The sequence below is a fragment of the Leptotrichia sp. HMT-225 genome, from assembly GCF_030644325.1.
In the GTDB taxonomy this organism is placed as follows: Bacteria; Fusobacteriota; Fusobacteriia; order Fusobacteriales; family Leptotrichiaceae; genus Leptotrichia; species Leptotrichia massiliensis.
In genome coordinates, this window is sequence record NZ_CP130323.1 from 1,103,399 (window position 1) to 1,122,869 (window position 19,471).

Below are 19,471 nucleotides of genomic sequence, written 5' to 3' on the forward strand. Positions count from 1 at the left end.
AATATAAAAGTTATTTGATTCATAGATTGTATAATACATTGCGACAAACTAAAAAAAATATATTTCCAGTAAGCAGTTTTGTTGAAAGGATAAAAGACTCTGATGCAGGGGAAACATATGAATTGGAGGAAGCGTTGAAGAAGTTCAGGGAAATAATGGGATTTCCTAAAGAAGAAAAATAAAAAACCAATAATAAAATGAAAATGAAAGAAGTCTAAAAAATAAATTGTTAAGAATGAAGCGAGAGGAAGAGAAAATGGATAAAAAAAGTTTAGAGAATTTACTGAAGTCACGGGTATTAGAAAATATGTCGGATGAAGAGAAGGTGGCAATAAATCATGCAAGTTTTGAATTACTGCAGGAGCAGCATGAAAGAGTGAGTTCACTCATTGAAAGAGTTGCAGATTCACTAAATGGGGAAGTTGTAGATTATACAATTGGGACTGTGTTGTTGGACAGAGAGGAAGTGAGGCTTTTTGAAAGGGAGATTTCTCCGATGTTTCTGAGTGATTTAAATAAGAAGGTTTCAAAAATACTGTTCGACGAGAATACTGAAGAAGAAAGGGTGTATAAGACTATATTTCTTGATATGTCTTATGAAAAGTTGAAGAAAATTGATGAGAAAAAAATAGATGGGGAAGCAACAGATGAATTTGGAAATAAATATAAGATTGAGTTTAGGTTGGTTAAAGAGGAGAAGTATATAAAAAAATTGAGGGAAATGTCTGAAGTTATACAGAGAAATAATATAAAATGGGAAAATATTTATTGTCCTTTTGCATATAAGGCATTTTCGTTAATAGTAGAAGATTTTCCTGAGAATATAAATAACATAGAGAATTTTGATAAAGTAACTATAAAAGTGGATTTTCCTGAAGAAATAAGGAAAAGTATGATAGAAAAAATATTGTGCTGGAATATAAATGAAGAAACTGAATACCCTGAAATATTAGTGCGTCCATCGGAGGAACAGATTTATTATGAGCATATATTGGAAGAAAGAGATGAGAATGTGCTTGTGGACAAAAGTACAAGAAATTTTGAATTTTTATACAGAGACGGGGAGTTTATAAAGATAATAACAAGCAATATAAAGTATGAAAGATTAAAACTTTATTTTATAAAAAATATTGATTTTAACTTTGCAAAAAAAGTTAGACTGTATGGAAATATAAAAAAATATAATAGGCAAAATAATCAGAATACTGAAATGGTTTTAATATTAAGAAACATAGCGGAAATGAATAATGTATTACAGCAATATGAAGTATTTGATGATTACAGTATAGAGGGATTTTCTGATAAAAATAGCAAGATTATTGAAACATATGATTTACAGATTAAGAATAGGGATGAGTTTTTGTTGAAAAATAAAAGAAAAAGATTGTATTTGAGATTGAAATATGTAAAATCTAAATATAGTTCGGATATAATTAGTTTTATGAAAGGAGTTTTGGAAGAATATCTAGTAGATTGCGACTGCATATTTACTGAGTTCTAATTGAAAATTATGGAAAAGATAGAAGAATTGCTGGAGAAATCATTGGTAAAACTTGTGGATGAGAAGGATAGGGTTTATTTGAGGGAAGAAATAAACGAATTTTATAATTATTTTATGGAAAAAATAAATTTGGATATGAGTGATGTGGAAAAGGTTGTGGAAAAGTATTTTGACAACAAAAAGGAATATCCGATATACACGATTCCTATTCATAAAGATGAAATAGCGGAATATGACGATGAAATGAGTCCAGTTTCTCTAGAACTTGAAAATGTGGGAAAAGATGAGCATATATTGGAAGAAATTTTAATAACATCAGACAATAAAAATTTGAAAAATATAGAAAATAAACTATATTTTGCGACAGTAAAAATAAATAATGAGGAATATAAATTTAAGGTAAGATTAAAAAATACAGATAAATATGTAAAAAAGGAAAAAGAGCTTTATGAAATGTATGAAACAAATAAAATTCGTTGGAAGCCATTTGTAATGCCATATAATACGAAATTTTACAATGTAATCTTAAAACTGGAAGATAATAAAGAACTTGATGAAAAGATATTGAAAAATATAAATCTTGGGGAGATAAATTATGAGTTTCCTGAAATAGAAAATGAGTATTTTAGGGATTATGTCCTTATGTGGAATGTATTTGAAAATAACATAACGACAAATACTTACCTGCTGAGGGAAGATGAGGGAATGTATGTACATCAGACAACGATACTGCAAGAAGGGCAAACTTTTATAAATACAAGGGACAATAAAGGAGTAATAACAGATATAATTTTCAAAGCAAATGGAATAGTGGAAATAAATTCAAAACTAAAAAATATAGAAAACTGGTCAACTTTAACGGTGAAAAATATTCGTAGTGAAAATAGGTACAATGAACAGAAATTTGAATTAATATCAAATGAAATGAATAAAAATATGCTTAACCGAATTAGACAAAAATATAAAAATAGAATCAGAAGTGAACTGGAAATATATAGACTGGCAAATGCCTATGAATATTTGAGAGAGATAAAACTAAAGAGAGTGGAAATAAACGGATATTTAAAAGAATTTGATTATTTTGAAAATAAATATGGATATATAGTTGATGAAATATCAAGGGAAATCGTAAAAACATTTTCAAAGGATAAGCTTGTTATTACGATAGATTTTCCTGAAAATATGACTTTTAAACAGGATAAGATAGACTATTTCTGTTCTGTAATAAACTTTTTCTTTCCAGAATATGAAATTATAGTAAAGTTTTCTTAAATTTTTTGAGAATAAGTAATAATTAAGAATAAAAAAGGAGTGATATGAAATGAACAGTATCTTGCAAAATCAGAAACCAGTGGAATTTTTTTCGGCAGAAAGAATAAAAATAGAAATTGACGGACAGCAAATATTGTGGAGGGATATGACTTTAAAAATAGATTCAAGAATTGGGGAGCATACTGTTGGAAAAATAAAGTATATCGCCTCTTTACAGCAGATAAATATTTATGATGCCGCAATAGACAAGGATGAGGATATTAAAATAATTATTTCTGGAAGAAGCAATATTTCAAATGAAAACGGAACTTCAAATGATAAAATATTTTTAAATGGAATAATTGACGATATTAAACTTTCTGAAATTAAGACAGGCTCTTTGGTAGTGGAAATTACCTGTATTTCTAAAAGTATTATTCTTGACAGGATACCAAGATACCGTTCATTTCAGGATCCTTCACTAACTTATTCAGCAATAGCTGAAGAAATTAACAAAAATTATGGGGCAAATGGAGAAAAAATAATAAGTGTAGGGGAAGATATGAAAGAAGTCCCAAGAATGACAATCCAGTATAACGAAACAGACTGGGAATATCTAAAAAGGCTGGCTTCATATACAGGACAACCAATAATTCCTTATTATGATAAAGTCCTAGTTGGATTTTTGAAAAATCAGGCTGTGCAGACACCGAATACAACATATTCCCAATATGGAAAAAGCAAGAAAAATAAAAGAACAATGTATAAAATAACAGGAACAGAAGTATATGCCGTTTCAACACCGATAAAATTGAAAACTAGAAACAGGGCAGGCGGAGAAGAAACTGAAAACGATTATTACGTTATAGAAAGCAGAATATACAACGAAGGAAATACCTTAAAATGCGAATACACACTTGGAAAACAGACAGATTATTTTGTAGATCCGATACCGCATGAAAAGATAAAAGGAGCAGTAATAGAAGCGAGAACAGTCCATATTGCAAGAACAGACGAAAGCAAAAGCAATCACGGAAGAAGCGAAGGAAGTTCAGATAATCTTGAGGGGAAAACGATTGGAGCAAAACCACTTAATAAATATATAGAAAAGGCTGAAAATCAAAATCAGAATGAAAATGTAAAAGAAAGAGTTAAAGCGAGTGATATAGCCGTAATGACATTAGATTTAACAGAAGGATTGCTAAAATTGGGAGAAAATGGCCAGTCTTTTGAAGATGAATACGCTGGGAAAAGCTATTTTCCATATGTAACGCCATACAGTCAGACAAACACAGGATTTACGCCAGCACCAGAAACAAATGACAGGGTGGCACTCTATTTTCCAAGTGAGAATGAAACACATGCATTGGTAATGGGGGCTGTTAATAATGATGGGAATGGTAGATTTACTAATCCTGATAAAAGGAATTTCACTTTGGGAAATAGTCAAGGTGGAGCGAATAATGGGAAACCGATGTATGACTTTACTTTAAGCAGCGAAAAATTTAGTATGAGAACTGGTAATCTCATAAATATGGAATCATCAGGAATGATTAATGTGGCAGGAAGAAGTAATGTAGGAGTTATTTCAACAACATCAAATGTAAATGTTATAGGTTCAAAATCTGTAAATTCAGTTGTTGGAAGCTCTAAAGTAACAATAGATCCAAATAATGTCAATGTTAATGGAAATAGTAGTGTTGATATTAAAGGAGGTGCAAAATTGTCAGCAACAGGAGGACAAGTTTCAATAGGAGATGGAGCAGGAACAACAGATATAAAAGGAGGGAAGGTAAAAGTACATTAATAGTAAATTGGATTGGAGAATAATAGGTAATGAAAAATTATGAAAAAGTAGAATTGTCAAAAAAAATAATGAATGGTAAAAATTATTATATTTTAAATAATGAAAAATATTACACAGGGAAAATAGAAATTCGATTTAATAATAGTGATAAAGTTAAAGTGACGGGACAAATTGAAAAAGGATTAAAATCGGGAGAATGGAGATATTTTTATGAAAATGGGAATGTTGAAAAAATTGAAACATATAAATTTGGGGAATTGACTGGAAATTATAAAGGATTTTATGAAAGCGGAGAACTAATGGAAGTTGGAGAAATGAGATACGACAAAATGGAAGGTACATGGAAGTCGTATTATAAGAATGGAAATTTAGATGTTGAAACTTCATATGTTTTAAATAAGCAGAATGGTATTTGGAAAAAATTTTATGAAAGTGGAGAATTAAAATGTGAATGTCCTACAAGAAATAATATGTTTTATGGAAATTATAAAAAATATTCAAAAAGTGGTATACTTTTATATAAGTGTTTTCTTAGGGATAGTGAAAAAAATGGAGAGGAGATATATTTTGATGAAGCTGGCAGGGAAATTATGAGAACTAGGTATGTAAATGGCAGAGAAATAAAAAGTTAAACTAAAAGAGGTTTATTATGAACGGATTATTTTTAAATAAAGTATTAATATTAAGTGAGAATGTAGCTAAAAAATTAGATTTAGCAGATATTTCTGAAATAGAATATGTAGTTGATGGGGCTGAGTTAATTTGTGATGGCTGTCCTGGAGAAAAAACTAATTTACAAGTAACCAGTCAAAATGATTATGAAATAAAAAATAAGTTAGTTGCAACTAAAAAAGACAAAGAAACATTCGAAAATATACCTCCGTTTCAAAGTTGTATATATAATGATAATGCAAAATGTGAAGTAATTGTTGAAGGCGATTGGGAAAATTATATAGAAGATAAGTTTTGTGGAGCAAATCAATGTTTATCCAAAAATTCCTTTGCACGATGTCAAAAAGGTGGAATTATAAGAGTAATACATTCAGGTCAGTTTTTAACGTCAGAAACAATAGCAAAAGATTCTGAGGAACTAATGAAAATAGCTTCGCAAGGAGGAACTAAAGAAGAAATCAAAAAAAAGTTGAGTGAATATTTATCCAAAAAGTATAATCAATCAATAAATGTAGAAGATTTTAAATTTACAAATGGGAAATTTCCAACATTAGATATTACAACAAGGGGACAAATGCAAAATGATTTTAACAAGATTGAGTTGAATAAAAATTTACAAACCGATGTAAATGAATTTAATAAAAATGGAATCTTTTTTACAGAAAGGAAAGCAATACAAAAAGTAGAATTATTAGGAAATGAATATCGGGTAAGAGAAACAAAAGATAAAAATTTTCCAGTAAGAGGGGTTATATATACAGATTCTAGTAATTATCGTGAAAAAAGGGGAATAAGTAAAGAAATTATTGAAAAAACAAAGAAAGATTGGGCTAATGAGGCTGAAAAAAGAGTTAAAAAAAAGCAAGAATCACATAATAATATAGAATGGACAAAAAACATAAAAGAATTTAACAAAAAAAGTGATAAGTGGTTTGATGATTTAAATGTTAAAATTGTAGATTATAAAAAAAATAAAGATGGAAGTGTAACTCTAGTAGTTGATGATTTTGGAAATTTTTTAAATAAAAGGGAAAATCAGAGTACAATTAAAGAATATGAAAAAAATGGAATAAAATTTAAAAACAGTATCGTAGGTAGCTATATGAGTACGGAACATGCTATGCAGCAGTATACAATAAAACAACAGTATATAAGGGGTTTTAACTACGATGATGAATATATTGATGGAAAAAATATAAAAAGTATGTATGAAACTTATGTAGGATTTTTAGCAGCATATGGAGCGATGAAAAGCTACCGTGTTATGTCAGGAAATAAATCTAAAAGAAAAATGTCAAATGGAAAAACATCAGAACTGGATATAGAAACAAGGTATAAGAATGCAAGAGCAAGATATGAAGAAAGTATGAATTGTGATTTATACTGTAAAGGTACAAGATGTTTTGCGGAAGGAACCTTTATTTTAACAGAAAATGGAATTAAAAAAATTGAGGAAATAAAAGTAGGTGATAAAATATATGGCTATGATGAAATAAAAAAGGAAAATATTTTAAAAAGTGTGCAAGCAGTATATCTACATACAACTGATTTATTAGTAAAAATAAAAACAAAAAAAGACATAATATTTACAACCCCAGAACATCCATTTTATGTAAACGGACAATACATATTAGCAGGATTTTTAAATACTAATATGAAATTAACAGATTTTGAGGGAAAAGAAGTAGAAATACTAGAAACAGAAATAATAAAGTACCAAAAAGAACAGAAAGTTTATAATTTTAGTGTGGAAGAGACTAGGAATTATTATGTAGGTGGGGAAGGATTGTTGAACCATAATTTGGATGATTGTATTAGTAGAAATAATATTGCTCAGAATACAGAAATTAAAAATACACAATTAAAAAATTTAGAAAAAGATTCAATTATTGAATTTTTCGATGCTGAACTTGGAGAAAAAGGATCTTGGGGTGATTTCCACAAAAAGGGTTCATATACACAAACAGAAAAAGACTTTTTTAAAATGAATCCAAAAGAAATACTGAATAAAAGTAATCAAGATAAAAAAATTTTAATAGGAAAAACGATAGTAAACGAGAAACCAGTAACATTAACAGCGAGGAATACTTCTAGTCATTTAAGTAATTATGAACCTACATTGGATTTAATTGGAGAGGTAGAAGTCAATGGAAAAATAGTAAAAAGACACATAAAAATAAGATATGAAGGAGAATAATATGTCAACAAGGTACATAAAAAATAATGAAGGAATTTACTGTTTTGATGAATATGAAACAGACGAGAAGATAGTTCCGACAGATTTTAAAATTGAAAAAAATAGGATTAATGTAATAAATTTGAAAATTGATTTTTTTGAAAATAATAATGAAATTTTATTAGAATGTTTTGATAAAAATTTAGAAGAAGTTATTAATTTCAAAATTCAAGCAGAAGATATAGTTGGAATTAGAAATTTTGGAGATATAGCTGGACATTCTGCAATAATTGATTTTGTGGAACAATTTGAAAATGAAGATTTAAAAAATTCATTGATAAATAAAGTAATAGATTCTAAATTAGATGGATGGTATATAAAAAATAAAAATTATATTCATAATTTATTCTTCATAGATAGCTGCTACTTTGAAATTTTAACAAAATTTGATATTAGCAAAAATATATCAATGATTAATTCTAACGAAAAAAACAAAGAGGAAATTTATGTTCCGTTAGAAAATAAGATTATGAAATCCGATAATCAATTAAATATTGAAAAAAAATATATATTGGAATTTAAGAATTTAGAAGTGAATGAAATTTTGAAAAGCGAATTAACTTTGAAATATAAAAAAGAGTTAGTTTTTATGGGAATAACAAAGAAAATAATAAATAATAATTTTTTTGAAGAAGCTATAAATTATGAACTATACTTTAGATTAAATAACAAATATAAAATAATATTTGAATATAAAAATTTACAAAACCCGCAATATTTAATATTAAAAGAAAATAGAATAGGAACTGGAAAAAATGTATTTTTATGGTCATCCATTAATTCAGAGTTTTTTATAAAAAGTTATTGGGAAGAAATTTTTTACGAAAAATTTCAAGATTTTGAAAAAGATAAAATAAGTCATGTATATATATCAGATGACTATTCAATTGAATTTGTGATAGATAAAGATGATATTCCATATATAAAAATAATAGATTTAGAAGAAAATATTGAAGTAAGTCAAAATGAAATTTTTAGAAGATAGTAATTATGAAATTTATGAAGTTAAAGTAAATTTTAAAATAGAAATTTCCCAAAAAAAATATTATATAAACATATAGTTTTTTACAAAAATAATTCGGTTTAAATTATGTGAAAGTTGTGGGAGTTTAAAGCTAAGAAAAGAAATTAAATTTGAGCATAGAAAAATTAAGGAAAGATGTCAGTCTAGGAATTTTTACATTATTTTTAACTTAGTTATCTGAAAAATACAGTTGTTATACAAATATAATAATGATTATAGAACAATAATTTATAAATTACCTTAACAAACATATAAATTATTGGGATATAAATATATTAAAGAAATTTATATCCTATTTAATGGAAGAAGTAACAAGAACATACCTGATAAATCCTAATAGTCGCTAGTAATAAATTTTAATAATGAAAGGAATGATTAATGATGAAATTAATTTTTAGATATGAATATTCAAAAAATGACAACAAATACTATAAAGTGTGTGAATCTTTTAAAATGGATAATAAAAAATCAAGAGAATTAGGGTTAAAAAAATCTGTAGAAATAATATATAAAGAAAATATATTAGATGAAGTATTTTTAGGAGATTATATAGATTCTTTAGATGTTAATTGGATAAAAGATATGTTGGATAAATTGGAAAATATTAACATAAAAAACTATAATATTAGTTCAGAAGCATATGAAGCATTGATAAAAAATGATAGTGTAATAATTAGGGATATAGTTTATGAAGAAGGTGATGATGAAGTACGTATTGATAGAAAAAAAGTATCTTATGCAATAAAAAAATGGATAATTTTTTTAGAAAAAAATTACGATATGAATTATCAGGAAATTATAAATCTAGATAATATATAAAACATTTTTTATGATATATTAAAAAATAAGATTGAATAATAAAGTGTGTCTGAAAATTATTTAAATGATAAAATTTTATCTAATTTATAAGGTCAGGAATATTATTACAAATTTTGAATTTTTATATAAACTTTAATAAAATTAAAAAAATTTTAAATCCTGTCTAAAAATGATAAAAGGAGTTTTTTATGTTAAATGAATACGATGTAGTAAAATCAAAAATTGATTTATCAGAAAAAGTTAAAAAGAATACAGTAGGAGCAGTAGTAATGGTATTTCCTGAATTTCCAAATGATTATATGGTTGAATTTATTGAAAATGAGGAAACTTTAGAAATTTTAATAGTTAATGAACAAAATCTTGAAAAAATAAAATAAAAAATATAATAGGAAAAAATATGAGCATAAAAAAATTAAGAAAAAATATCAATCAAGAATTTAAAATGAATAAATATGATCTTTTTGTAACCACAATAAATGAAATAGGAGATTTTTCATCAATATTTATTGAAATTTATTTTGATAATATGGGATATGACAGTGATGAATATATAGGATTTAAAATAAATAGTGGCTGGAGTGATGATGATGAAACAGAAACTTATATTTCTCAATTTTGTTGGGGTATAGAAAGTGAAGATAAAGAAATAAGAGTTTATTACACATATGAGGAATTTTTACATTATTTTTTAACTTATTATCTGGAAAATATACATTGTTATGCTAATATGATAATGACTATAGAACAAGAATTTATAAATTATACTAAACATAGAGACTATGCTAAAAAATATGGTATAAAATTAAATACAAAAAAAATTTTTAAAAGAGATAAACTTAGAAATTTTTTATTGGACTATAATAATGAAGAAAATAAATATCTATATGGATTTATAAATTATCATAACGAATATATAAATTATTGGGATATAGACATATTGAAAAAATTTATGTCCTATTTAATGGGAAAAGATGTATTAAGAAAATTTTTGGAAGGAAAAAGAGAGTTTCAAATAGAAACAACATATTATTTTGGTTATAGAGGTTATGATAAAGGTTTTAATATTGAATTAGATGGAAATAGTGTATCAATAGACTATTACACGCAGTACAATAGGTTAGGAAATTATTATAATGTAATTGATAAAACTGGAATAGCGTATAAAGAAAATACTAGGACAAATAAATATTTAGAAAATTTTGTTACAAAAGATGAAACTGATAAATTTTTAAAAGAAAGATTTAAAGGGACAAGGGATAAAATGAATGTAGAAGTAGTATCAAAGCAAGATTTTGTTAAAGAACTCGAAATAATAGTAAATGCTTATGAAGAAATTTATAACGATGATGAAATAAGAAGTGTGTTTGAAAAATTTAAGGAAGAATTAGGAGAATAATTATAAAAAAATTAATAAGGGAAATAGAATGAATGTATTTAAAAATAAGTTATCAAAAGTAAGAAAAAATCTTTTTAATAAAGTCACTGAAATAGGAACAACAGATTTAATAGATAAGAATAAGTATGACTTATTGGTTTATACGATTGATGAAATAGGAAGTTTTGCTGATTTGCTAGATTATTCCTATAATGATAATAATGAGGAGCCATTTTTTTCCAATGAATTTTTGGGAATGGGATTAGTGAATTATTGGTATGAACTGGAAGAAGATGAAAAAGATTTGTATATTGTTCAATATTTTGATGATCAGGAAACAAGAGTTTATTACAGCTATGAAGAACTGTTTCATTATATGTTTAGTTACTATTTGGAAAATATTTGTTGTTTTGCTGATACTTTGAATAGAATAGAAAATTCTTTTCAAAAATATATTGAAGAAGTAAATAATAATAAAAAATATAAATTGAATTTAAATATAGAAAAAATTTTGAAAAGGGACAAGTTAAGAAAGTTTTTGATAGAGTATAATTATGATATTCAAATTGAAAAGCGTATAAGTTATTTTAGTGTTAATATTGCGAAAAATTTTTTTTCATATTTAATAACTAAAAATATGTTATTGAAATTTTTTAAAGGAAAAAGAACATTTATGAGAGTAAATGGTTATTTTAGTGGATTTGATAAAATTTTGGAAAGTTACACTGTAACTATTGAAAACAATGTAAAAATTGAATATTATAACCAATTTTTAGAAAACGATATAAATCTCTATTATTCCCAATACAGTGATTCTGAAAAGAAAAAATTTGAAATTTATAAAAATAAAAGAATAACTGCAAATATGGAAGAAATATCAAAGCAAGATTTTATTAAGGAACTGGAAATAATAGTAAATGCTTATGAAAAAATTTATAATGACAATGAAATAAAAGAAATGTTTGAAAAATTTAAAGAAGAGTTAGGAGAATAATTATGGAAAAATTGATAATAGAAGATTTTTATGAAAATTTAGGAATGAATAAACATGATTTGTTTTTAATGGCAGTGGAGAAAAAAGAAAATTTTGTTAATATTGTTTCAAAAATATGTGATGAAACTGAGTTATATTTTTCAAATAAAAAGATAAGAATAAAAATTATTTGGAAAGAGGAAATATTAGAAAAGGCAGTGTATATAGTAACCGAGATAAAAGATGAAGTAATGAAGGTTTTTTATGCACATGAAGAATTTTTTCATTATTTGTTAATTTATTGTTTGGAAAATATGGAAAATTTTGAAACTGAAAGAGAAGTTGTAGAAAAAGGTCTTGAAGATTATTACAATAAAATAGATAAAGAAAGAAGGGAACCGCCTGTAATAGATTTAAAAAATTTATTTGATAGATTTCATTAAAAGTTGGAGGAAATTATGAAAATAATAAAAGTAATGAAAATATATCCAGAAGACGATATAAGAGAAATATTTGTAGTAAAAAAAAATGAAGATGGAGAAGATGTTTTTTATAAGGATGGAGAACCTTTTACTGGACATATTGAAATATACGGATATGAAGAAAGAATTCAAGTAAGAGGACAATTGAAAGATGGTAAAAGATATAAAAAAAATACACAATATTATCCAAATGGACAAGAAAAAATAGAGGAATATTACTCAGAAAATGGTAAAAGAAATGGAACATACAAAATTTATTATGAAACAGGAATATTGCAAATAGATGGTTTTCTTGAAAATGATGAAAAAGCTGGGCATTGGAAATGGTATTATCCAACTGGTGTTATCAAAGAAGAGGGTAATTTTATAAATGGAGAAATGAAAGGTGCGTGGAAACTTTATTATCCAGATGGAAATGTTGAAAGAGAGATAGAGCCACTTTTGGATGGAAATACAGAAATTTTAAAAGGTTATGATGAGAACAGGAACTTAATTTTTGAAGGATTTATGTATAATGGGAAAAAACATGGGAAATATTTAAGATATTATGATAGTGGTGAGTTAGAAGAGGAAGGAGAATATAAAGAGGGATTATTAGAAAATGAGGTAAAAACATATGATAAAAATGGGAATTTAAGATATATAACAACTTATTCTAAAGATGAAGTTATAAAAAAATATGATGCTTATACTGATATTACTAGATATTATGGAAATAATTTAGAAAACTTATCAGAAAAAGAAACCGAAGAACAAGAAAATAAAATATTAGATTCTCAAAATACTAAAACATCTGTACCGTCTAAGGAAACAAAACCAGAATTGACACAAGAACAAATTGATAAATTGGAAGCTGATAAGAAATTTACTGAAATACAAAACTGGCTAAGTACAGGTGAAGAAGGTTTTTTTGGGAGTGGAGTTTTGGGGCAGGGAAATGTATTTCCATTAAAAAAATTTATTGAAAGAATAGAGAATTTTGATGCTGATTTGAAAAAAAGGTTGTATGAGTATATAAAATGGTATTTGGAAAGTTATCTTGAAACGGTAACGTTTGAAACAAAAGGAAAATATGAAATAGAAGAGGCATTAAAAATATTTAGTAATACAATGGGATTATCTATTCAAGATGAACATGTGAAAGAAAATGAGAAAACAAAGACAGAAGAAGAAAAGAAACTTACGCCACAACAGTTAAGAAAAAAATATTTTCTTAAAAGAATGAAAGAAGATAAATAGAAATAAGAAAGTGTAGATGAATAGAAGAAATGAAGAGATGGGGAAAAGTAGATTTATAAAATATTTGGAAAAAGTTTATTGTAGAGATTAGAGATAAGAGGAAAATTTTTAGAAAGAAGCAAGGGAGATGGAATGTATGGAGAATAAAAAGCAGTATCAGTATATTTGGAATGTTATTTATGAAATGTTTCAAAAGGGAGAAGATATAAATAAGATAAAATATGTGTTGTCAAAGCAGATTTCGCCATATATGGAGATAAATGATAAAGATATAAATTATTTTGATGAAGAGATGGAGATAGAGATAAATCCGTTTTTAAGATTTAATAAGATTTTGTCAAATATTATTGATATAAATATAAAAAAGGACTATGAGGAAGTTAGAAAGATAGTTTTTAATGTGATGGTGCATATACTTGCAAAACTTGATTTGTATGAGGGTATGAATAAAAAGATTATAATAAACCGTAAAATAGTTAAGGATTTGGAAGAAGGAAAATATGGATTTGAAATAAAAAATTTGATAAAAGAGTTTGACAGAATAGAAAAAATAAATATTGCTAACACAATAAATGATATGTATAAACATTCAAACGGGATGTACGCTTTTGAGGAAATTATAAAGAGGATATATCCTGATTCGATAATATATAATAATAAAGTTTCAGAAGATAAACTTGTTATCTATATTAATAGTCAAAAAAATGAAAAAAACAGGAAAAAATTTAAATTGCTTTCAAAATTATTTTTACCAATGGGATTAAGAACAAAAGTTTACTGGGAACATCATTTTGGAGTAATAGGAATAGAAGAAACAATGACAATTGAATCATCATCAATTTTTTAAATTTAAAGAAGATTAATAGATAAAATATAAAGGAAGGTAATTATTATGCAAATAACAAAAACTAAATATTCAACATATTTTTTTAGGGAACATCATAATACAGATCAGGAGGAAAATACATTTTCTGCATTTATTCCAGAAGGGAAAAAAGGATTTTGGATATTAACTGAAGATACTGAAAAGAAGGAAAATGTTGCAAAAATTGCAGTAATGGCTGTGGCTGAAGCATATTTTTCAAATAATAGCCTGTCAGAAGATAATATGACACATCTTCTTAATGTTGCAAATAAAGAGATAATTGAAAACAAAATTAAGAGAAATATGGATTATTACAGTAAATTTTCAACATCAATAGTGACTGCCGAAGACAATAAAATGATAGTTGGAAATATAGGAAATTCAAAAGTAAAAATTTTCCGTGATAATGAACTGATTGAAGAAATTGAGGGAGATACAATTGTAAGCCTTGATTTAAAAAAATATGATTATATATTATCGGGGACAGCCGAATTTTGGGAAATCGTAAATGAAAATGAAATACTGGACATGTTTATAAGAAACAGCAGTCGTTTCGGTTTTGAGAGCGAATTAAGCCAGAAAGTAAATAATATAGAAGTACAGAGAAAGATTGAGATACCGTTTTTGTCTATTTTTATTGAAAATTTGGAAAAGGAAGAAGAGGAAGAATATACAGTAACTACTGTTGTGGAAAGAGTAAATCCACTTAATTACATACTTCCGATGTTAATAGCAGTATTTTTTGTCACAGCAGTGGGGAAGAGTATCTATAACAGTAGAATAGAAAAATCTAAAAAAGAAAAAGTGATTGTTCAGAAGCCATCTCAAAATCAACAATCAGAAAATATGGCAAAAATAAACACAACTGTTAAACCTGAAAATGTTCAACCACAAATTTCTGCTCCAGTTGTAGAAGAAAAAGCAGAAGAAACAGCTGTATTACCGCCACAAAACGAAGAAGAGAAAGAAATTGAAAAATTAGAACAGGAAAATCAGAGTAAGGCAGTGAAACTTCCAGAAATAAAAAGAGAAGTGAGAACACCTGTTAATCCTGTAAAAAAACAGCCAAAAAGAGAGAGAAGTAATACAAACGTAAAACCAAAATCAAAACCTAGAACAGCAAGAAAATCATATGATTCACTTGATGAGGAAATTAGACAGAATTGGAAAAAATTGGGAAGAGATAATAACGGAAATGTTATTTAATCAGAATATTTTATTGTATAGCAATTTTAGTTTAAAATAAGATCAGAAAGTTGATTATAAACTTGTTAATGAAATAAAAATTTAATATTAGAAAAAGGAGTTTTTATGAATTATTTGCCAATAAATTATAAGTTGAAAAATAAATATGAAGTAAAACAGGTAATTGCAGAAAGTGATTTTTCAAATGTATATTTAACATTTAACAAGAAAAAAAGATATGTCATAAAGGAATGTTTCCCATCACAGCTAGTTATTAGGGGATCGAATCAGGAAGTTTTTACTAAAAAATATGAGGATAGATTAAAGGAAGTAAAGGAAAGTTTTGACAGGGAAGCGGAAATATTGGCACATCTGCATAATGTGCTTGATTCAAACTCTAAAGGCAGAATAATTGAATTGTTTGATTATTTTGAGGAAAATAAAACAGTTTACATTGTCGAGGAATATTTTAATTTTCCAACATTAAAACAGTATATACTTAATGAAGAAAATGTGAAAGGTGAAGATATAAAAAAAATATATTTTGATATTTTAGATATATTTATAAAAATTCATAATGAAAAAATAATTCATAGGGATGTAAAGCCTTCAAATATATTAATCAATAAGAAAAATAAAATAAAAATAATAGATTTTGGATCAAGCATATATTTTGATGAAAAAAATGGGACATATATAAAAGTAACGGACGGATACTCCCCGCTTGAAATGTACTCATTAAAAGCTGAAAATGATGAAAGAACAGATATATATAGCCTTTCGGCATTACTATATTTTATGATAACTAAAAAGAAACCAGATGAAGTATTAAAAAGATTCTATAATCCTGAATTGATTTTTGATAAAGATATAAGTAAGGATATAAGAAAATTTATTGAAAAGGGAATGGAAGTAGAGATAAAGGATAGATTTAACAATGTTGTTGAAATGAAATCGGAATTTGAAAAATTAGATTTTAAGGATATTTAGAAATGTATGGAAGAAAAATTTTTAAAGAGAAAGAAGTGATATGAAATGAATAATAATTTAAACAATCAAAAACCAGTAGAATTTTTTTCAGCAGAAAGAATAAAAATAGAAATAGATGGACAGCAGATACTTTGGAGAGATATGAGTCTAGAAATTGATTCAAGGATAGGGGAACATACAATTGGGAGAATAAAATATATTGGTTCAGTAAATCAGTTAAGTTTATACGATGCCTTGATAGACAGAAAAGGGGATAAGGAGATAAAAATACTAGGGAGAAGCAATATTACTGATAATACTGGAAATTCAACAGAAAAAATATTTCTAAATGGAGTAATAAAAGAACTTCAAATAAACGAAACGACAGCAGGAGCCTTGACAGTAGAAATTACAGCAATCTCAAAAAGTGTCCTTTTGGATAGAATACCAAGATACCGTTCATTTCAAGATCCAACATTAACTTATTCAGCGATAGCGGAAGAAATAAATGGGAATTATGGTACAAATGATGGGAAAATTGTAAATGTTGGCGAAGATATGCAGGCAGTACCTAGAATGACAATCCAGTATAACGAAACAGACTGGGAATATTTGAAAAGAATAGCATCGTATACGGGACAGCCAGTAATGGCATACTCAGATAAGGTATTTGTAGGATTTTTCAAGAATATGCCAGCACAGACACCAAACTTAAAGTATTCTCAATTTGGGAAAAGAACAAAAGAAGAGAGAAGATATTTTAAAATAACAGGAACAGAAGTATATCCAGTAGCAACACCAATAAAATTAAAGACCAGAAACAGAGTATCAGGAGAAGAAGTAGAAAATGATTACTATGTTCTTGAAAATAAAATTTATAATGAAGGAAATACATTAAAATGTGAATATATACTTGGAAAACAGACAGGCTATTTTGTAGATCCAATACCGCATGAAAAGATAAGAGGAGCAGTAATAGAGGCAAGAACAATTCACATTGCAAGGACAGATGAAAGTAAGAGTGAGTATGGAAGGACTGACGGAAGTTCGGATAATCTTGAGGGCAAAACGATTGGAGCAAAACCGCTTAACAAATATATAGAGAAAACTGAAAATAATCAGAATGAAAATACAAAAGAAAAAGTCAAGACAAAAGATATTGCAGTTATGACATTAAATTTAACAGAAGGGCTTATGGATTTGGGAGAAAATGGGCAATCTTTTGAGGATAAGTATGCTGGGAAAAGTTATTTTCCATATGTAACTCCGTATAGCCAAACAAATACAGGATTTACACCAGCACCAGAAGTAAATGATAGGGTGGCACTTTATTTTCCAAACGGAAACGAAACAAAGGCTTTTATAATAGGAGCTTTGAATAATGATGGGAATGGAAGATTTACTGATGTAGCTAATAGAAATTATCACGTGGGAGATTCGGACTTTAATATGGTTCTTGCGACTAATAGTTTGTCAACAAGTGCGGCAGAAAGTATATCGCAGAGTGCAAGCAATATTTCAGAACAAGCAAGAGAAATACGAGAAACTGCTGAAAATATAGCAAATATGTCAAATAATCATACTGAGATAATAAAAAATAAAAAACTGATAGCTGCAAATAGTGTATCGCAAGTAACACAAGGTAATACAATAATACAGTCGAATGGAGATACTGAAATAAATTCAACAGGTTATTCAACAGTAAATGGTGGAGCAAATGTATTTATAAATGGATAAATTTAAAGAAAGGAAAGTATGATATTCATCATACAAGGTGAATTAAAATGCCATATTATTATGATTATAAAAATAAATGTATTTATTTGGGATCTAATGAAAAATCTTTATTTAAAGATCTTGAAATGGAAAAAATAAAACTAGAATTAGCGATTATGCAAATAGAAAACTTTTATAAACAAAAAGAAAAAGTATCAGTAGACAAAAATATATCAAAATCAATAGTTTGTGATGGAGCTTTTTTATCTTGTCCACTAGCAGAAACAAAAACTATAACACCTAATGGTGAAGTTATAGAAACTTTTAATTTACCAAAGGATTTTCCAGCGATTAGGCTAAACATTCCTAAAGAACATCATGTCTTTTTAATGAAAAAGGATCCCGTAGCGACAGAAAGAGATATAGAAAATGATAACTTTGAACCATTACCTGGGGTGTATTGTTCTTACGATCATGAAAAATGTAGTATAAAAAGTTCTAAAAAATATTGGAGTAAATTATCTAAAACTGAAGTAAATGGTTATAATTTACTTCTACAACAATCTGAGTTAATATGTCAGCATGGTGGAGAAGCTAAGCTTAAAATTGTACAGAATGGACAAGATATACATATATCTAATGCAGGGATTGAAAAATTTTTTCCTCCGACTGTTAGAAAAAGTATTAAAATAGGCAGTGGTGCATTAGCTATTTTTGTAACAATAGCTACTCCAACGCCAGGAGATGAAGCTGCTGCTGTAGGTGCGGTAGGTGTAACTGGAGAAGCAACTATTAAATTTCTTAAATATAAAGGTTGGGGAGTATTTAGTGGGGCAAGAACTATAATAAATGAAGTTACAGGATATGATATATTGCAAAAGCTATCACAAGCTGCAATTGGAGAAGAAAAAGGAGAAATCTTAACAGTTTCAATTGATTTTATAGATACAATGAAAGGATTATCAGACCTTTCTAATGATATATCGGAACTAACTAGCAATATAGGTAAAAAAAATGAAGTTTTAGCAGAAATTAATGAAAATAATGGAAAAATACAGGATATAAAAAAAACAAATTAAAAATAGAAAAAACAGATAAAATAAAAATGCCAGCTAGATTTCAATTAAAAAATTTAGAAAAAACCAACAGAGCACTTAATGAAAAATTAAAAAAAATAACTCCTTATATACATTCGGATTCGCTTAATGTTACTAATACTGTTATTTCGGTTCATAATTATACAACAGATTCATTATATTTAAATTCAATAGAGAAAATGTATTATAAAGATATAAATGAATTTTCAAAAAAACCATATTTTTCTATTAATCAGGAATATCCTGAAGACGAGTAAGGA

Annotated in this window: 19 protein-coding genes; all 19 read left to right on the forward strand. The window is 26.7% G+C overall.

All coding sequences use genetic code 11. From position 1 onward, the window contains the following. Positions 1-26 precede the first annotated feature (26 nt). On the forward strand, positions 27-182 hold the full coding sequence (locus tag QU666_RS05460) for a hypothetical protein (RefSeq protein ID WP_198012120.1): 156 nt from the start codon (positions 27-29) through the stop codon (positions 180-182). 74 nt (positions 183-256) lie between these two features. Beyond that, on the forward strand, positions 257-1,501 hold the full coding sequence (locus QU666_RS05465) for a hypothetical protein (RefSeq protein ID WP_036070549.1): 1,245 nt from the start codon (positions 257-259) through the stop codon (positions 1,499-1,501). Between the two features lie 9 nt (positions 1,502-1,510). Then, positions 1,511-2,773, forward strand: a complete 1,263-nt coding sequence (locus tag QU666_RS05470; RefSeq protein WP_021768962.1) for a hypothetical protein — start codon at positions 1,511-1,513, stop codon at positions 2,771-2,773. 49 nt (positions 2,774-2,822) lie between these two features. Next, entirely contained in the window at positions 2,823-4,559 is a 1,737-nt protein-coding gene (locus tag QU666_RS05475) for a hypothetical protein (protein WP_021768961.1), read from the forward strand. Between the two features lie 29 nt (positions 4,560-4,588). After that, positions 4,589-5,191 carry a toxin-antitoxin system YwqK family antitoxin gene (locus tag QU666_RS05480; protein WP_021768960.1) on the forward strand — a complete coding sequence of 201 codons (603 nt, stop codon included), beginning with the start codon at positions 4,589-4,591 and terminating at the stop codon, positions 5,189-5,191. A gap of 17 nt (positions 5,192-5,208) precedes the next feature. Further along, positions 5,209-7,428 carry a PAAR-like protein gene (locus tag QU666_RS05485; RefSeq protein WP_021768959.1) on the forward strand — a complete coding sequence of 740 codons (2,220 nt, stop codon included), beginning with the start codon at positions 5,209-5,211 and terminating at the stop codon, positions 7,426-7,428. Between the two features lies 1 nt (position 7,429). Continuing rightward, positions 7,430-8,452, forward strand: a complete 1,023-nt coding sequence (locus QU666_RS05490) for a hypothetical protein (protein ID WP_071124455.1) — start codon at positions 7,430-7,432, stop codon at positions 8,450-8,452. A 417-nt stretch (positions 8,453-8,869) separates the two neighbouring features. Beyond that, entirely contained in the window at positions 8,870-9,310 is a 441-nt protein-coding gene (locus QU666_RS05495; protein ID WP_158663003.1) for a DUF5376 family protein, read from the forward strand. A 188-nt stretch (positions 9,311-9,498) separates the two neighbouring features. Beyond that, positions 9,499-9,687 (forward strand): DUF4926 domain-containing protein, encoded by a 189-nt coding sequence (locus QU666_RS05500; protein ID WP_021770036.1) that lies wholly within the window; start codon positions 9,499-9,501, stop codon positions 9,685-9,687. Positions 9,688-9,752: 65 nt separating this feature from the next. Then, entirely contained in the window at positions 9,753-10,706 is a 954-nt protein-coding gene (locus QU666_RS05505; RefSeq protein ID WP_304984891.1) for a hypothetical protein, read from the forward strand. Between the two features lie 28 nt (positions 10,707-10,734). Beyond that, positions 10,735-11,679 carry a hypothetical protein gene (locus QU666_RS05510; RefSeq protein ID WP_021769567.1) on the forward strand — a complete coding sequence of 315 codons (945 nt, stop codon included), beginning with the start codon at positions 10,735-10,737 and terminating at the stop codon, positions 11,677-11,679. Positions 11,680-11,681: 2 nt separating this feature from the next. Next, on the forward strand, positions 11,682-12,101 hold the full coding sequence (locus tag QU666_RS05515) for a hypothetical protein (protein ID WP_021769566.1): 420 nt from the start codon (positions 11,682-11,684) through the stop codon (positions 12,099-12,101). A 15-nt stretch (positions 12,102-12,116) separates the two neighbouring features. Further along, positions 12,117-13,379 carry a toxin-antitoxin system YwqK family antitoxin gene (locus QU666_RS05520; protein ID WP_021769565.1) on the forward strand — a complete coding sequence of 421 codons (1,263 nt, stop codon included), beginning with the start codon at positions 12,117-12,119 and terminating at the stop codon, positions 13,377-13,379. Between the two features lie 136 nt (positions 13,380-13,515). Beyond that, positions 13,516-14,226: a hypothetical protein gene (locus QU666_RS05525; protein ID WP_036071237.1), complete on the forward strand. Its 711-nt coding sequence runs from the start codon at positions 13,516-13,518 to the stop codon at positions 14,224-14,226. Positions 14,227-14,271: 45 nt separating this feature from the next. Further along, positions 14,272-15,450, forward strand: coding sequence for a hypothetical protein (locus tag QU666_RS05530; RefSeq protein ID WP_021769563.1), 1,179 nt, complete (start codon positions 14,272-14,274; stop codon positions 15,448-15,450). 105 nt (positions 15,451-15,555) lie between these two features. After that, positions 15,556-16,419 (forward strand): protein kinase, encoded by an 864-nt coding sequence (locus QU666_RS05535; RefSeq protein ID WP_021769562.1) that lies wholly within the window; start codon positions 15,556-15,558, stop codon positions 16,417-16,419. Between the two features lie 45 nt (positions 16,420-16,464). Then, complete coding sequence (locus QU666_RS05540; RefSeq protein WP_021769561.1) at positions 16,465-18,135, forward strand: hypothetical protein; 1,671 nt, start codon at positions 16,465-16,467, stop codon at positions 18,133-18,135. Between the two features lie 47 nt (positions 18,136-18,182). Beyond that, positions 18,183-19,193 carry a PAAR-like protein gene (locus QU666_RS05545; protein ID WP_021769560.1) on the forward strand — a complete coding sequence of 337 codons (1,011 nt, stop codon included), beginning with the start codon at positions 18,183-18,185 and terminating at the stop codon, positions 19,191-19,193. A gap of 26 nt (positions 19,194-19,219) precedes the next feature. Next, on the forward strand, positions 19,220-19,468 hold the full coding sequence (locus QU666_RS05550) for a hypothetical protein (protein WP_021769559.1): 249 nt from the start codon (positions 19,220-19,222) through the stop codon (positions 19,466-19,468). Positions 19,469-19,471: the final 3 nt, after the last annotated feature.

Coding starts and splice junctions, on each gene's coding strand:
- QU666_RS05465 (WP_036070549.1), top strand. CDS start 257: ATGGATAAAAAAAGTTTAGAGAATTTACTGAAGTCACGGGTATTAGAA.
- QU666_RS05470 (WP_021768962.1), top strand. CDS start 1,511: ATGGAAAAGATAGAAGAATTGCTGGAGAAATCATTGGTAAAACTTGTG.
- QU666_RS05475 (WP_021768961.1), top strand. CDS start 2,823: ATGAACAGTATCTTGCAAAATCAGAAACCAGTGGAATTTTTTTCGGCA.
- QU666_RS05480 (WP_021768960.1), top strand. CDS start 4,589: ATGAAAAATTATGAAAAAGTAGAATTGTCAAAAAAAATAATGAATGGT.
- QU666_RS05485 (WP_021768959.1), top strand. CDS start 5,209: ATGAACGGATTATTTTTAAATAAAGTATTAATATTAAGTGAGAATGTA.
- QU666_RS05490 (WP_071124455.1), top strand. CDS start 7,430: ATGTCAACAAGGTACATAAAAAATAATGAAGGAATTTACTGTTTTGAT.
- QU666_RS05495 (WP_158663003.1), top strand. CDS start 8,870: ATGATGAAATTAATTTTTAGATATGAATATTCAAAAAATGACAACAAA.
- QU666_RS05500 (WP_021770036.1), top strand. CDS start 9,499: ATGTTAAATGAATACGATGTAGTAAAATCAAAAATTGATTTATCAGAA.
- QU666_RS05505 (WP_304984891.1), top strand. CDS start 9,753: ATGAATAAATATGATCTTTTTGTAACCACAATAAATGAAATAGGAGAT.
- QU666_RS05510 (WP_021769567.1), top strand. CDS start 10,735: ATGAATGTATTTAAAAATAAGTTATCAAAAGTAAGAAAAAATCTTTTT.
- QU666_RS05515 (WP_021769566.1), top strand. CDS start 11,682: ATGGAAAAATTGATAATAGAAGATTTTTATGAAAATTTAGGAATGAAT.
- QU666_RS05520 (WP_021769565.1), top strand. CDS start 12,117: ATGAAAATAATAAAAGTAATGAAAATATATCCAGAAGACGATATAAGA.
- QU666_RS05525 (WP_036071237.1), top strand. CDS start 13,516: ATGGAGAATAAAAAGCAGTATCAGTATATTTGGAATGTTATTTATGAA.
- QU666_RS05530 (WP_021769563.1), top strand. CDS start 14,272: ATGCAAATAACAAAAACTAAATATTCAACATATTTTTTTAGGGAACAT.
- QU666_RS05535 (WP_021769562.1), top strand. CDS start 15,556: ATGAATTATTTGCCAATAAATTATAAGTTGAAAAATAAATATGAAGTA.
- QU666_RS05540 (WP_021769561.1), top strand. CDS start 16,465: ATGAATAATAATTTAAACAATCAAAAACCAGTAGAATTTTTTTCAGCA.
- QU666_RS05545 (WP_021769560.1), top strand. CDS start 18,183: ATGCCATATTATTATGATTATAAAAATAAATGTATTTATTTGGGATCT.
- QU666_RS05550 (WP_021769559.1), top strand. CDS start 19,220: ATGCCAGCTAGATTTCAATTAAAAAATTTAGAAAAAACCAACAGAGCA.